Origin of the sequence: Halorientalis salina (assembly GCF_005049285.1) — an archaeon.
Taxonomy (GTDB): Archaea; Halobacteriota; Halobacteria; order Halobacteriales; family Haloarculaceae; genus Halorientalis; species Halorientalis salina.
Genome location: NZ_SOSC01000003.1, coordinates 186,350 through 200,599 on the forward strand (window position 1 = coordinate 186,350; position 14,250 = coordinate 200,599).

Consider the following 14,250-nt stretch of genomic DNA (forward strand, 5'->3'; position numbering starts at 1 on the left):
GGAAGCTATACCTGTCAGCGCGCCACCCTGTGGGGTATGCGACTCGCTAGCTTCGCAGTCGAGACGGCCGTCGGCCCGGTTCGCCGGGTGGGAATCGCACGCGAGGGTGCGCTGCTGGACGTAACGGCGGGGTACGCCCACGTCCTCGACCAGCGGGACGAGGCCGACCCGGTCGCCGTCGCCGAAACCGTCGCGCCGACCGACATGCGATCGTTCCTCCAGCGGGGCGACCGTGCGCTGGAGGCGGCCAGGGAGGTCGCCGAGACGGTTCCAGATGGGGATGCCGACACCGGCCCCAGCGGCGCGCAACTGGCGTACGACCCCGCCGAGGTGGACCTGCTGAGCCCGCTCCCGCGACCGAACTCCGTGCGGGACTACATGGCCTTCGAGGAACACGTCGAGAACACGATGGGAGAGGTGCCCGATATCTGGTACGAAATTCCGGTCTGCTACAAGGGCAACGCCGACGCCATCGTCGGTCACGGCGACGACGTGTCCTGGCCGGCCTACACGGATCAACTCGACATCGAACTGGAGGTCGGGGCGGTCATCGGCAAGCGGGGGACGGACATCGACGCGGCAGAGGCCGAGGAGTACATCGCCGGGTTCACGCTGTTCAACGACTTCTCCGCCCGCGACGAGCAACTGCGGGAGATGCAGGGGAAACTCGGCCCCGCGCGAGGGAAGGACTTCGCGAACGCGCTCGGTCCGCACCTCGTGACGCCCGACGAACTCGACTTGCCCGCGGCCGACTTCGAGATCGAAGTCGAGAGCGCGGAGGGCGAGGTCGAGACGTGGTCGACCGGGACCGTCGGCGAGATGGGGCACTCCTGGGGCGAGATCGTCGAACACACCTCCGCGGAGGAGACGCTCTATCCCGGCGACGTGCTCGGCAGCGGCACCGTCGGGACCGGTTGCGGACTCGAACTCGGGACGTTCCTGGAGCCCGGCGACACCGTCTCCATCTCCGTCGAGGGGCTGGGGACGCTGACGAACACCGTCGTCGAGTCCTGAGCTGAGAGCCGAGGAGCCGAGCGGCGAGAGGCCGGGATTCAAACCCGTCCCGTCCGAACGGCCACCATGGACCCGGAGGATTTACGCGCCGACATTCCAGCCGTCGAAGAGACGACCTATCTCAACACGGGTGCGAGCGGCCCGAGTCCGCGCCGCGTCGTCGAGGCCGCGACCGACGCCCTCGAACGCCACGAGTTCGAGAGCCACGCCCGCGGGAACCCCTACGATTTCTTCTTCGGCGAACTCGACACCATCAGAGAACGCGTCGCCACGTTCGTGGGGGCCAATCCCACGGAGATGGCGCTCACGCACAGCACCGCGGACGGCATCTCACGGATCGCGGCCGCCATCGACTGGGAGCCTGGTGATACGGCCGTCTACACCGACCTCGAACACCCGGCCGGTGTCCTCCCCTGGGAGCGGGCCGCCGACGTGTTCGACCTGTCGGTTCGCGTCCTCGAAACCGACGCGGGACGGCTGGACATGGACGCGGTCAAGGAGGCTGTCGCGGACGCGCGCGTGCTCTGTCTGAGTTCTCTTTCCTGGAACTACGGGACGCGGCTGCCGGTCAGTGAGGTCGTGGACGTCGCTCACGACGCCGGGACGCGGGTCGTCATCGACGCCGTCCAGTCGCCGGGCCAACACCCCATCGACGTCCACGAATGGGGAGCCGACGCCGTCGCGGCGGCGGGCCACAAGTGGCTGCTCGGCCTGTGGGGCAGCGGCTTCCTCCACGTCTCCCCGGCGTTCGCCGAGGAACTCGAACCCCGTCGGCTCAGCTACCGCGGCGTCTCGGACTCGAACGCCGAGAGTTACGAGCGCTATCCGGACGCGCGGCAACTGGAGATCGGGACCACGTCGCTGGCTCCCCACGTCGCGCTGACGACCGCCATGGATACGATCGACGCCATCGGCTACGATACGATCCAGGCACGCGTCGAACGATTGACCGACCGGCTCAAGGACGGTCTCGGCGACCGGCTACTCTCACCGGACGCGTACGAGTCCGGGCTCGTCACGTTCACCGCCGAGAACCCCGACGAACTCGTCGACCGACTGGGGAGCGAGGGCATCGTCGTCCGGTCGATTCCCGACCCGGACGCCGTCCGCGCGTCGGTCCACGCCTTCAACACGGCCGAGGACATCGACCGGTTGCTGGCTGCGCTCTAGGTCGTTTTTTCCCGCGATATTCGTACGTGATAATATCCGCGCAACGTTTAAATCAATCCTGTGGCAGGATTAGGTAGAGCTTTCGGCGGTCGCGTTCGCCGCGGCTGCCGGTAGGGGTCATCTACTATGCCGTCAGACACGGGGCCGACGACGCGCGAGACGACGCGTACCGTCATCGCCCTCCTGACCGTCGTGGGGTTCGTTCTCATCGCCGCAGTGTTGCCCATCGTCGGCAGCGAGGCCCCGGGGCGGTCGCTGGTTCCACAGAACGCGACCGGCGAGGGACTGTCCGGGAGCCAGGGGAGCAGTCTCCAGCGAGCGCTCCGGGGACAGGGTGCCGGAAGCGGGTCCGGCCTGCAGGGGGCCGGCGGGTCAGAGTCCATGGTCAAGGGATTGCTCAGCAATCTCGACGATGGAGCGTCCGGACAACTCGACGGAGATCGTGAGGGGAGCGGCCAACAGGGACAGGGCCAGAGCGGGGAGAGCGCGTTCGGCGCGCTGAACCCCGGGTCGCAGACGGACGTCGGGTCGGCAGAGAGCCTGACGAGTCGGAGCCTCCGCAATCAGTCGTCGACGCCGCATTTCATCGTGGAAAGTTCCGAGCCGGGGTACTGGCGCACGGGCGCGTACGATACGTACACCGGGAGCGGCTGGGACGCCGCGGACCTGCCCGTCCAGGCTGAGTGGCCGCGCCGTCCCTCGACGGCACCCGAGGACCGCCGGACCGTCACCCAGGAGTACCGGCTGCTGAAACCCGCGAGCGCGCTGCCGGGCGTCTGGGAGCCGACCGACGTACAGAGCGAGTTCGCCGACGAACTCCAGGTCACACAACAGGGAGCCATCAAGGCGCGCTCGCCGATGCCGGCCAACACCACCTACACCGTCGAGAGTCGGGCACCGCCGCGGAACCCCGAGCGGCTCAGGCAGGCCGGGCGGGACTACCCCGAACGGATCGACCGGACGTACACGCAACTCCCGTCGAGCACGCCCGAGCGGCTGACCGAACGCACGGACGAGATCACAGCCGAGGCCGACTCGCCATACGAGAAGGCGGTCGCCATCGAGTCGTGGCTGGAGGCGAACAAGGAGTACTCGCTGAACGCCAGCCACGACGGCGGCGACGTGGCCGACCAGTTCGTCTTCGAGATGGACGCGGGGTACTGCGAGTACTTCGCCACCTCGATGACCGCGATGCTCCGGAGCCAGGACATCCCGGCCCGCTACACGGTCGGGTACTCGACCGGCCAGCCGCAGGGGAACGACACCTACCTCGTGCGGGCGATGAACGCCCACGCCTGGGTCGAGGTGTACGTCCCCGACACCGGCTGGGTTCGGTTCGATCCGACGCCGGGCCAGAGCCGCCTGGAAAGCGAGTTCCGCTCCTACCAGCGGGCCGCCGAAAACGGCAACCCCGACGAGGCGGCCGAACGGTTCCTCGACCAGGCCGAACAGGGGTCCCTGGACGGGGGCGGCACCAGCGGTTCCCCCGGCGGTTCCAGCGGCGGACAGTCGAGCGACGACGGCGAGACGCCGGACACCAGCCAACCCGGCGGCGACGGGAGTCCCGGCGAGGCCAACGGGAGCGACGCGAACGCCAGCGACGTTGCGGAGACGTACAACCACACCGAGGAGGGGAGCCCCGGCGAGTCCTTCGACCCGTCGTCGGGACCGAGTTACCGCATCTCCCTGCAGGACGACGCGGTCCCCGGCCAGCCCGTAACGGTCCTCGTCGAGCGCGACGGCGACCCCGCCGAGGGCGTCGCGGTCACGTTCAACGGCGAGCGGGTCGGCCGCACCAACGCCTCGGGGATGGTCCGGGGCGAGGTCCCCTTCAGTGCTCGACTCAGAGTCGACGTGCGGACCAACGCAACCGGCGGGCCGGCGGGAAGCACGGGCCTGCTCGGTCCCGGCGGCGGGGCGACCGTCCGGATACCCGAAGGGACGGACGCCGTCGCGGCCGCTGGCGGCGCGGTCCAGTCCGGAAACGAGACGAACGCGAGCCGATCGTTCGACGTGCCGACTGACATCTCGATCGGGGTTCGAGGGGAACCCGACCCCGGTGAGACGATCACCGTCACGACGAACATCAGCGACCGCCCGGTCTCGGGTGCCACGGTGTCGGTCGACGGCTCGGGGGTCGGCGAAACCGACGGGGACGGCGAACTCGACGTGACGCTCCCGGGCCAGGAGACGGTTACAATCGAAGCGAACCGCGGGGAAGCCTACGGGAACCGGACGCTCCGGCTGGCGAACGTCTCCGTGAACACGACCGGGTTCGCACTGCCCGGGCTCTCGATCACCGTCTCGGTCACCGATCAGGGCGACCCGGTCGAGGACGCGACCGTCTCCGTCGGCGGGAAGACGGTCACGACGGGAGCGGACGGGACGGCCGAGGTATCGCTCCCGGTGGCCACCGGGGCCACCGTTCAGGTCGAGACGGCTGGCGGGATCACCGAGTCCCAGCCCGTGAAGTACCGGTTCCTGACCGCCGGTCTGGCACTGGTCCTCGCACTCGTGACCGTCGTCGCGCTGGTCGTCCTGTACAGGCGAGCCGCCGCGGCCGGACTCTCGATCCGTGAGCAACTGGTCGCGACGCTGTACTGGCTCTCGGGCGCGTTCGTCGCCGCGCTCGTGGGGCTTGCCGTCCGGAGCGAGGCCCTGCTCTCGCAGTTCCCGGTCGTCGCGCGACGCGTCGCTCGCGCGCTCCGCGGGGTCTGGCAGTCGCTGGTGGCTGCCGTCCGCGCACAGGATTTCAGCGCGATTCCGGGACCGCGTGCGCTCCTCGCGTGGTTGCTGGCTGGTCTGCGCGGCCTCGCGACCAGCGCCCGGTCGTCCGTGTCGACGCCGAGCCTGCGCGAGGACGACGTCGAGACCGCGGCCGCAGTCGCCGAGGACCCGGCCGGGGCGACGCCCGACGCCCGGGCACAGGTCCGACGCGCCTGGCGCGAGTTCCGCGGTCGACTCCCGGTCGCGAACCACCGCACGAAGACGCCCGGTGAACTGGCTCGGATCGGGATCGACGAGGGGTTCCCGAGTGGTGCGGTCGGCACGCTCCGGGACGCCGTCCAGGCCATCGAGTACGGTCGCCGCGACCCGCAGGGCTACCTCGACGACGTGGCGGCGGCCGAACGGGAACTCGACGGGAGCGACGGGCGACCGGAGGACAGCGAGGCGGGGGCCACCGACGCCCCACGGTCAGCCCCACACGCGACCGACGGCGGTGAGAACGAATGAGTTCGCGCACGCGACTCGTGGCGGTGGCCGGCGGCTCCGTGCTGGGTCTATCGGCGCTCGTGGTCCTTGCGCCTGGCCTCTTGCCGATCTCGCAGTCGCGACTCGTCTCGGCGATGGACGGGCTGGCCAACACCGTCGGCATCACCGGAATGGCGCTCGTCGCCGGCGCGATCGCCGTCGTGCAGGGCCTGTGGTCCTCGAAGACGCCGTCGGCACCGCCGGCGATGCCGGTCGAGGACGAAGCCGAGCCCCGGTCACCGGGACCGGTCGTCGGCGAGGCGTTCGACCAGCGGCTCGACGCGGCCGGTCGCATCGGCGGGCGCACCACCGAGGCCGAAGCGGTGGTCCGAGAGGACCTCCGGCGGCTCGCGACCGACGTGTACCAGCAGGTCCACCGCTGTGACTGGGAGACGGCCGCCCGCGCGGTCGAGGACGGGACCTGGACCGACGACCCGGGTGCGGCGGCGTTCGTCGGCGGTCCCGACGCCCCCGACCAGCCGCTGGGGCTCTGGTTTCGCGACGTCATCAGCGACGACGGGGCGTTCTACCGCCAGTCGACCCGCACCATCCGCGCGATCTACGCGCTCCGCGAGGGCCCCGGCGACGTCGCAGTCAGCGGGTTCGACGACGGCACGCGACCGATGGCCGAAACGAGTCCCGACGACGTGACCGTCCGTGGCGGTCCGGGAGGGGATCGGGTGTGATGGCGATTGCTCGCTGGCACGGCGCGCTCGTCGCCGCGCTCCTCGCGAGCGCGGTCGGGCTGTACGTCGGCAACCACACCTTCCTGCTGGTGGGCATCGTCCCGCTCGCTTACGTCGTCTACGGTCACGTCACCGGGCTCGGGCCGCCCTCCCTGGAGGTCGAGCGCGAGGTAAGCGACGATCACACCGATCCCGGCGACCCGATCACGGTGACGCTGACCGTCCGGAACACCGGCGACCGGCCCATCCCGGACCTGCGGCTCATCGACACCGTTCCCGGCGACGTCGCGGTCGTCGACGGCTCGCCGGCGGCGGGCGTCGCGCTGCGCGCCGACGAGACCGCAACCGTCGAGTACGAGGTCCTCCCGCCCCGCGGGACCCACGAGTTCGGGGACGTGACCGTCCGCGGTCGCAGCCTCGCGGGAACCGTCGTCGGGACGACCAGGCTCGAACCGACCGGGACGGCGACGATCACCTGCGACACGCTGCTCGACGAGTTCCCGCTCCAGGACCGGACGACGCCGTTCCCGGGCCAGCACTCGACGGACACGGGCGGCGAGGGCATCGAGTTCCACTCCGTCCGGGAGTACCGTCGGGGCGACCCCCGCTCGCACATCGACTGGCGACGGCTCGCCCGGACTGGCGAGCTGGCCACGATCACCTACCGCGAGGAACGCGCCGCCGCCGTCGTCTTCGTCATCGACGCCCGGCCATCGGTGGCGTTCCAGCCCCCACAGGGCGGCCCCTCGACGACGGACTACGCCGTCTACGCCGCGGCCCAGGGGTTCGTCGCGCTGACCGACGAGGGGCATCAGGTCGGAGTCACGACGCTCGTCCCGACCGAGGCCCGCAACTGGGTCCCGCCGGGCCGCGGCGACGTGACCGAGGCCGCGGCGACCGACCTCTTCGACCGCCTGCAGGACGACCGGGACGGTGAGAGCGGGGAGGATTCGGCCGCAGATGCAGGCAGCGAACGCGGTCCGGTGGCGGCCGACGGCGGCGACGGTGGCGAGGCCGACGGTGAGGCACTCGGGCTGGATCTGATCGAGCGACTCCCCTCGCACGCACAGGTCGTGTTCTGTACGCCGCTGGCCGACGACACGCCGATTCCCGTCGTGGAGACGCTGCTGGCGAACCACCACGACGTGACCGTCCTCAGTCCGAACGTCACCGTCTCGGGGACCGATCCGACGCCAGGACAGGCGGTGATGGACCTCTCGCGGCGGACGCGGCTTACCGACCTCCAGCGACTGGGGGTCCCGGCCGTCGACTGGGATCCGGAGACGCCGCTACAGGTCGCACTGGCCGAAATCGTCGATGGGCGCACGGGCGGGTGGCAGGGATGACCGACTCCGACGACGTCGACCGGCTCGAACCGGACGGCGGGCGCGTGGACGGATCGGGACCGCGGACCGATGCCGCCGGGAGTCAGGACTCGCCGGCCGGCGCATCGCTCTCGGCGCTGGCGTCGGGACCGAGCGTGCTCGGCCGAATCGGCGAGACACTCTCGTCGGTACAGGTGACGGCCGCCGTCAGCGCGCTGGCGGCGGTGACGGCGGCGCTGCTGCTCGGCAGTCAACTGGTCGGCGTCACGCTCACTGCGCTCGGGCTCACGTCCGGCGCGCTGCTCGCGGTCGGGCTCTACGCCCTCAACAGCGACCGGTTGTGGGTATTGCTGGCGTCCGGTGTCGTGCTGACCCCGGCGTCGGTCATGCTGGCGGCGACGCTCGCGGTTGGCGTCTCCTTCGCAGTCGGGACGACGACCCCCGTTGGCCACTTGGCGGAGGTGACCGTCCTGTTGCTCGTGTTCGGGAGTTTCGCAGCCGTACTGACGGCCGTCCCGCTCGGCGAGAGCGAGGTGTTGGCCGGGTCGTTCGTGCGCTTCGTCGGAATGCTCGTCCCGCTGACGGTCGCCCAGTTGCTCGTGGTCGCCGTCGTTACCTGGGAGTCGACGATCCTCTTTCTCGCTCGCCTCGTCGTCGATAGCCCCGAACCGCTGCTTTCCGTCGCCAAGACCCTGCTGGCCCCCGATGGCGGTTTCGCGCTGTTGACGCTGCTTTTCTATCCCCTCCTCCTGTTGTTCATGCTCCGAGTCGTCCTGCAGGCCGTCCCGCTCGGGAAGCTGTTCCCGCCGCGCCAACGGCCGTCGGTCACCGACCGGATCGACGAGACGAGCGGCCGACTCGGCCGGCTCGTCTCCATCGGCGGGGTCGCCGCCGTCGCGCTCTACGTCGGGGCCGCGCTCGTCGGTGCCACCTCCCCCGAGGGGGTCGCGGCCCTGCTAGACCCGCCGCTGTCGGGCGTCGCCGTCTGGCTGCTGACGAGCGTCGGCCTCCGCGTCCTCCTCGTGCTCGCCATCGGGGTCTCGGTCGCGATCATCGTGGGGGAACGGCTCCGCCGTCGGGCACGCCGGCGTTCCGAGGCCGACCTCCTGCGCCCGGCGCTCCCGGCCGTCGGTGCCATCTCGGCCGCGCTGGTCGTCGGAAGCATCCTCAGCCTGCTCGTCACGCAAACGCAACTTCTCGCGGGCGTGCCCGCGAGCGTCCGCCCGCGGGCCGAGTCGGTACTGAGCAGCGGCGTCCTCCCGGCCGCGTTGCTGGTCGCGTTCGGCTCGCTCATCGTCGTCGGCGTCCTGTTCGTCCTCCTGACCATCGTGGCCGGTTCGCCGCTCCTCCCCGAGCGCGCGCTCGGCCCGGCGCTCGCCAGCGGGGCCGTGTTCGGGCTCGGAATCCTCTTCGTCCTGTTCGGCGGATCGCCGGCACTCGCCTTCCTGACCGCGGCGCTCGCGCTGGTCGTCTGGGACACCGGCGAGTTCGCGACCGGACTGCGCGAGGAACTGCCGCTCGACGCGTCGACCGCTCGCGGCGAGTTCGTCCACGTCGGCGGGACGCTCGCCGTCGGCCTGCTCGCCGCCCTCGTCGCGTTCGTCCTCGAAGTCCTCATCGACGGCCAGTTCGTCGTCCCCGCCGTCACCGAGACGGCGCTGGCCGCAGGCGCGCTGACACTGGCGTTCGGAACGGTCGTCCTGCTGGTCTCCGCTCTCAGGGAATAGCCGCGCTCAGTCGTCGATCGTCGGCACCGGGACGCGGTCGAGGACCTCGTTCAGGACGGCCCGCTTCGACACCGACCGGACGCTCGACTCGGCGGTGAGCACGAGCCGATGACCCAACACCGCCGGCGCGATCGACTTGACGTCGTCCGGGACGACGTAATCCCGCCCGTCGATGACGGCGTAGGCCCGAGCCGCCTCGAACAACCGCTGGATGCCCCGCGGCGAGACGCCGACCTGCACCCGCTCGTCGTTGCGCGTCGCCCGGCCCAGGTCGACGACGTACTCCCGGACCGGCCGCTCGACCGTCACCGTCTCGGGGACCTCCTGCAGCGTCGTCACCCGCTGGTGGTCCAGCACCGGACTGACGCCCGGTGCCTGTGCTGTCCGGTCCGCGCGCCGGTCGAGCAGTTCGAGCTCCCCGTCGCGGTCGGGATACCCCATGTTGCTCTTGATCATGAAGCGGTCGAGCTGGGCCTCCGGCAGCGAGAAGGTCCCCTCCTGTTCGACCGGGTTCTGCGTCGCCATCACGAAAAACGGCTCCGGGAGCGGATGGGTCTCGCCGTCGACGGTGACCTGGCCCTCCTCCATGGCTTCCAGCAGCGCGGCCTGGGTCTTGGGCGGCGCACGGTTGATCTCGTCGGCCAGCACGACGTTCGCGAAGATCGGCCCCTCCGCGAACTCGAAGACCCCGTCGCGTTCGTCGTAGATGTTCGTCCCCGTCACGTCGGCAGGGAGAAGGTCCGGCGTGAACTGCACGCGCGAAAAGTCGAGTCCGAGCGCCGTCGCGATGCTCCGGGCCGTCAGCGTCTTCCCGACCCCCGGTACGTCCTCCAGGAGCACGTGCCCCCGTCCCAGAATCCCAGTCAGGACCTGCCTGAGAAATCGCCTGTCGGTGATGACGGCCGACTCTACTTCGTCCAGTACCGCCGTACACTCGGCTGCAGCGTCGGTGACGGCCATTATTTCACGTGCGAACTCGGACCGACATAAGTCCCCGCCTCGTCTCGGTCGCGTGACACCCGCAGCAGGAAATCGATCGCGGATCGGGCTAGATCGTCGGCGCTTCCGCGTCGCGCACCTGTTCGAGCCGTTCGATGAGTCCGGTCAGCCCCTCGTTGACCGTCGCCAGTCGGTCCTCGATGTCGTCGGCCGGAATCGCGCCGTCCGGCGTCGGCTCGACGAACTCGTCGTTTTCGAGCATCCGCAGCGAGTATCGGACCTTGTGTTCGGGAAGCCCGGTTCTCTCGGCCAGTTTGACGATCCCGATCGGTCCGTCCGCGATGACTGCCCGCAGAATTCGTACGTCGCGTTCCTCTTTCTCGACCTGGTTTTGAAGCCTCTCGACCATGCTGTTCGTTCTGCCTGGGATTTTGCCCCACGCCATATAACTCTTGTAACTCACTCGGCGCCGGCCAACCACTGCGCCGTCAGGTCACTCGTCGACCGGCGTCCGCCGTAGCTCGTCGATCTGGTCGCGCAGCGTCCCGAGTTCCAGTTCCAGCTCTTCCCGACGGTCGATGAGCGAACTCAGCTCCTCGGTGTTGACCGCCTGGTCTTCCTCCAGGGCGACCTCCAGTGCGTCCGTCGTCGACTGGACCAGGAAGTGTGCCACCTGCAGCACCTCCTCGGGCGACTCCCGGCACTCGGTCAACTGCATGTCCCCCGACAGCGGCGCGTACTCGATCAGCGGCACCTCCTCGTCGTCCCGATAGGTCGTCGACGCGCTCATGCTCGTCACCGGGTTCTTCCTGTCCTGGGTCTGCTCGGTCCGGACGATGCTGAACTCCTCGGCGAGCGTGCCGTACGTTTCCGGCAACTCCCGGAGCAACTCGCCCGTCTCGGCGTCCATCTGTGCCTCGACGTCGGCGAAGAACTGCGCGGTGCCGCCCAGGCTCAGCGCCACCGTGAAGAAGGCTCCCTGCGAGTGCTCCGCGAACTCGCGCAGCCGCTCGCGCACCTCGTCGTGTCGCCCCTCGGCAGCGAGTTTCTGTAACTCGTCCAGGAACGCCCGCGTGCCCGCTTCCTGTTCGAGGAAGTCCTCCACCAGCGCCTTGGGCATCTCCCGCGGCGCTTTGTCTCGGCTGCTCATACCCCCCGTTTAGCTTCCCGGCACTATACGCTTTGGTCCGAAATATATGTTTTAAGACATGTTGGACACCACTCGACCCTCCTTTGATCACTCCGGGAGGTTACTGTCGAACACGTATTCTGCGGCCAGATTCACTCCGGGGTGGTCGATCTGTGGCTCCACAATGCGGAGGTACGTGCTCTTTCGTCCAGCGTCTTTCTCGGGAACCCAGTACAGTTCACCGTCGTCCTTGCTTCGAACGGCGAACGCATCGATTTCGTCCTCGTAATCCCGCATCTCAGTCGTTCCGTCCACCGTCGTTTTGCTGGCCGTCTTGAACCGTACACAGTCGTCCTCTCTCCATCCGGTCTTACACTGGACGCGCAGCAGTTCCGTTCCCGTATCGACGATCAGATCGTACCTGTCGTTGTCGCCGAACGGTATCGAAACGCTGTATCCGCGTGCGATCAGCGCGTGGATGACCCTCGCTTCCGTCTTATCCCCCGTATCTTTCGTATTGGGCACTGTAGACACCCCAACATAGTGTTCACCGCGCGATGGGGTTTGAATCTCCGCGGCCAGCAAAACTGATCGACCATCGGTAGCCGCAAACCCGGAGCGGGAGTACAGGGTCGGTAACCCTGCACGCCGACCGACGGAGTCGGTCGGGATTTGAACCTCAGTCGTAGCAAAGTTGCTCCCTGGTTCAAATCCCTTTCAGTCGTACACTGATTTTCAGTATGGACGCGGAGACGAGACTCCGCGTCGGGGTGAAATTAGAGAAGCGCCCGGAGCGGGATTTGAACCCGCGTCACGACCGTGACAGGGTCGTATGATGGGCCACTACACCATCCGGGCGAACGCATTCATTCCTTTCCGGGTGGCAGTATTAAGGCTTTCCAAACGGAGCCGCGGCGTCACGCGTTCCCACGACTCGTGGGTACACCGTTTCCGCCGCCGCTGCTCACCCCCAACGGCGTCATCCCCGCCACGATATCGCCCCGCACCGGGTTACGCTAGGTAACCCAAATACATATGTGCGCAGTTCCCGTCTATGGGGGCAAGCACACTCGTTCCACCTCGGTCCGTGTCGGGTCGTGGTCGGGTCGGATAGCGCCGCCCGACGTGTTTGACAAGTCTTAAATGGTCTCCAGCGCAAGGACGCTGTAGTATCTCGTGACAGCAACCTTCTCCAGCAAGTCAAGCCACAACACATGGTAGACGTAAGCGACCACGAACTCGTTCCCGAGCACAGTGTACTCGACGAGGACATCCTCGAGGGGGTCCTCGAAGAGTATGATATCAAGCGAACAGACCTGCCGAAAATAAAACGGGCGGACCCGGCGCTCCCCGATGATGCCGAGGTGGGCGACGTCATCGAGATCTCCCGGAACTCCCGTACGACTGATCAGGCGACCGTATACCGGCTCGTGGTGGAATAAATGAACATTCAAGACCGACGCGAGATCTCGCGTGAGTACTTTTCGAGAGAACGGCTCGCAGAACACCATTTCCGGTCGTTCAACGCGTTCCTCGACCGGGGAATGCAACAGGTCGTCGACGAGAAAGAGACCATCGAGACCGACATCGGCGACAAGGAAGGCGAGGAACCCGTCTTCGTCGAACTCGGCGACGTGCGGGTCGTCACCCCGCGCGTCCGCGAGGCCGACGGGTCCGAAGAACTCCTCTATCCCCAGGAGGCCCGGCTGCGCAACATCACGTACGCCGCCCCGGTCTTCATGGAGATGGCCATCATCAAGGGCGGCATCGAGGAGGAAGAACACGTCGTCGACCAGACCGAGACGAAGATCGGTCGGATGCCGATCATGGTCGGCTCCCGGAAATGTAACATCTCCGGGTTCTCCGACAAAGAGCTCATCGACATCGGCGAGGACCCCGCCGACCCCGGTGGCTACTTCTGTGTCAACGGCTCCGAGCGGGTGCTGATGACCTCCGAGGACCTCGCACCGAACAAGATCCTCGCCGAGTACGACACGAAGTACGGCGACGAGATCCAGGTCGCAAAGACGTTCAGTCAGCGCCGAGGGTATCGTGCCCTCGTCCTCTGTGAGCGCAACCGCGAGGGCCTGCTCGAAGTGTCGTTCCCATCGGTTTCGGGATCGATCAACTTCGTGACCCTCGTGCGCGCGCTCGGACTCGAATCCGACGAGGAGATCGTCCATCGCGTCTCCGACGACCCGGAGATCGTGAAGTTCATGCTCGAGAACCTGGAGGCCGCCGACGTTCAGACCACGAACGAGGCCATCGAGACGCTCGGGAAACGCGTCGCCTCGGGTCAGGGCAAGAACTACCAGCTCAAGCGCGCCAACTACGTCATCGACCGGTATCTCCTCCCGCACCTCCACGAGGAAGGCGTCGAGGACGAGGAAGTCCGCATCAACAAGGCCTACTACCTCTGTCGGATGGCCGAAGCCTGCTTCGAGCTGGCGCTCGGACGGCGCGAATCCGACGACAAGGACCACTACGCCAACAAGCGCCTCAAAGTCTCGGGCGACCTGATGAAGGACCTGTTCCGGACGGCGCTGAACAAGCTGGCGCGGGACGTGAAGTACCAGCTCGAACGCGCGAACATGCGTAACCGGCAGTTGTCGGTTTCGACGGTCGTTCGCTCGGACGTGCTGACCGAGCGGCTCGAACACCCCATCGCGACGGGGAACTGGGTGGGCGGCCGTTCGGGCGTGAGCCAACTGGTGGACCGCACCGACTACATGGGTGTGCTCTCCCACCTGCGCCGGCTTCGCTCGCCACTCAGTCGCAGCCAGCCACACTTCGAGGCGCGCGACTTGCACGCGACCCAGTGGGGGCGTATCTGTCCCTCCGAGACCCCCGAAGGCCCGAACTGTGGGCTGGTGAAGAACTTCGCACAGGCGATGGAGCTCTCGCAGGACATCGAGGACTCTCAGGAACTCAAACAGGAACTCGCGTCGATGGGCGTCTCGGGCATTCCCGGAATCGAATCCATCGAGCAGACACCAGCGGACGATTAA

Annotated in this window: 12 protein-coding genes and 1 tRNA gene; 8 read left to right on the top strand and 5 right to left on the bottom strand. The window is 67.9% G+C overall.

Going from position 1 to position 14,250, the window contains the following annotated elements:
- Positions 1-36 precede the first annotated feature (36 nt).
- The 6 genes from E2481_RS08055 to E2481_RS08080 all read left to right on the top strand — a co-directional run bounded on the left by E2481_RS08055 (position 37) and on the right by E2481_RS08080 (position 9,174).
- A complete protein-coding gene (locus E2481_RS08055; RefSeq protein WP_136716622.1) occupies positions 37-1,014 on the top strand; it encodes a fumarylacetoacetate hydrolase family protein in 978 nt (325 codons plus the stop codon).
- A gap of 66 nt (positions 1,015-1,080) precedes the next feature.
- A complete protein-coding gene (locus tag E2481_RS08060) occupies positions 1,081-2,184 on the top strand; it encodes an aminotransferase class V-fold PLP-dependent enzyme (RefSeq protein ID WP_136716623.1) in 1,104 nt (367 codons plus the stop codon).
- Between the two features lie 126 nt (positions 2,185-2,310).
- Positions 2,311-5,418 carry a transglutaminase domain-containing protein gene (locus tag E2481_RS08065; RefSeq protein ID WP_136716624.1) on the top strand — a complete coding sequence of 1,036 codons (3,108 nt, stop codon included), beginning with the start codon at positions 2,311-2,313 and terminating at the stop codon, positions 5,416-5,418.
- The gene (locus E2481_RS08070) at positions 5,415-6,122 is read left to right on the top strand and encodes a DUF7269 family protein (RefSeq protein WP_136716625.1); all 708 of its coding nucleotides are present in this window, start codon (positions 5,415-5,417) and stop codon (positions 6,120-6,122) included. Before E2481_RS08065 ends, E2481_RS08070 begins: the two co-directional genes overlap by 4 nt.
- On the top strand, positions 6,122-7,468 hold the full coding sequence (locus tag E2481_RS08075; protein WP_136716626.1) for a DUF58 domain-containing protein: 1,347 nt from the start codon (positions 6,122-6,124) through the stop codon (positions 7,466-7,468). Before E2481_RS08070 ends, E2481_RS08075 begins: the two co-directional genes overlap by 1 nt.
- Positions 7,465-9,174, top strand: a complete 1,710-nt coding sequence (locus E2481_RS08080) for a DUF7519 family protein (protein ID WP_136716627.1) — start codon at positions 7,465-7,467, stop codon at positions 9,172-9,174. The genes E2481_RS08075 and E2481_RS08080 overlap by 4 nt, the downstream gene beginning before the upstream one ends.
- Before the next feature lie 6 nt (positions 9,175-9,180).
- On the opposite strand, the gene E2481_RS08085 is transcribed toward E2481_RS08080, so the two are convergent.
- The 5 genes from E2481_RS08085 to E2481_RS08105 form a co-directional block, all read right to left on the bottom strand.
- On the bottom strand, positions 9,181-10,134 hold the full coding sequence (locus tag E2481_RS08085) for an AAA family ATPase (RefSeq protein WP_136716628.1): 954 nt from the start codon (positions 10,132-10,134) through the stop codon (positions 9,181-9,183).
- Between the two features lie 88 nt (positions 10,135-10,222).
- On the bottom strand, positions 10,223-10,522 hold the full coding sequence (locus E2481_RS08090; RefSeq protein ID WP_136716629.1) for a winged helix-turn-helix transcriptional regulator: 300 nt from the start codon (positions 10,520-10,522) through the stop codon (positions 10,223-10,225).
- 84 nt (positions 10,523-10,606) lie between these two features.
- Positions 10,607-11,263: a hypothetical protein gene (locus E2481_RS08095; protein WP_136716630.1), complete on the bottom strand. Its 657-nt coding sequence runs from the start codon at positions 11,261-11,263 to the stop codon at positions 10,607-10,609.
- Between the two features lie 87 nt (positions 11,264-11,350).
- Entirely contained in the window at positions 11,351-11,776 is a 426-nt protein-coding gene (locus E2481_RS08100; protein ID WP_370628397.1) for a group I intron-associated PD-(D/E)XK endonuclease, read from the bottom strand.
- A gap of 251 nt (positions 11,777-12,027) precedes the next feature.
- Positions 12,028-12,100 (bottom strand) — tRNA-Asp (locus tag E2481_RS08105).
- 356 nt (positions 12,101-12,456) lie between these two features.
- Here E2481_RS08105 and E2481_RS08110 point away from each other — a divergent pair.
- Both E2481_RS08110 and E2481_RS08115 read left to right on the top strand, forming a co-directional pair.
- Positions 12,457-12,684, top strand: a complete 228-nt coding sequence (locus E2481_RS08110; protein ID WP_136716631.1) for a DNA-directed RNA polymerase subunit H — start codon at positions 12,457-12,459, stop codon at positions 12,682-12,684.
- Positions 12,685-14,250, top strand: coding sequence for a DNA-directed RNA polymerase subunit B'' (locus E2481_RS08115; protein WP_136716632.1), 1,566 nt, complete (start codon positions 12,685-12,687; stop codon positions 14,248-14,250). It begins immediately after the preceding gene.

What these genes read in the sequence shown, in the direction of transcription:
- E2481_RS08055 (WP_136716622.1), top strand. Translation starts at nt 37, where the DNA reads ATGCGACTCGCTAGCTTCGCAGTCGAGACGGCCGTCGGCCCGGTTCGC.
- E2481_RS08060 (WP_136716623.1), top strand. Translation starts at nt 1,081, where the DNA reads ATGGACCCGGAGGATTTACGCGCCGACATTCCAGCCGTCGAAGAGACG.
- E2481_RS08065 (WP_136716624.1), top strand. Translation starts at nt 2,311, where the DNA reads ATGCCGTCAGACACGGGGCCGACGACGCGCGAGACGACGCGTACCGTC.
- E2481_RS08070 (WP_136716625.1), top strand. Translation starts at nt 5,415, where the DNA reads ATGAGTTCGCGCACGCGACTCGTGGCGGTGGCCGGCGGCTCCGTGCTG.
- E2481_RS08075 (WP_136716626.1), top strand. Translation starts at nt 6,122, where the DNA reads ATGGCGATTGCTCGCTGGCACGGCGCGCTCGTCGCCGCGCTCCTCGCG.
- E2481_RS08080 (WP_136716627.1), top strand. Translation starts at nt 7,465, where the DNA reads ATGACCGACTCCGACGACGTCGACCGGCTCGAACCGGACGGCGGGCGC.
- E2481_RS08085 (WP_136716628.1), bottom strand. Translation starts at nt 10,134, where the DNA reads ATGGCCGTCACCGACGCTGCAGCCGAGTGTACGGCGGTACTGGACGAA.
- E2481_RS08090 (WP_136716629.1), bottom strand. Translation starts at nt 10,522, where the DNA reads ATGGTCGAGAGGCTTCAAAACCAGGTCGAGAAAGAGGAACGCGACGTA.
- E2481_RS08095 (WP_136716630.1), bottom strand. Translation starts at nt 11,263, where the DNA reads ATGAGCAGCCGAGACAAAGCGCCGCGGGAGATGCCCAAGGCGCTGGTG.
- E2481_RS08110 (WP_136716631.1), top strand. Translation starts at nt 12,457, where the DNA reads ATGGTAGACGTAAGCGACCACGAACTCGTTCCCGAGCACAGTGTACTC.
- E2481_RS08115 (WP_136716632.1), top strand. Translation starts at nt 12,685, where the DNA reads ATGAACATTCAAGACCGACGCGAGATCTCGCGTGAGTACTTTTCGAGA.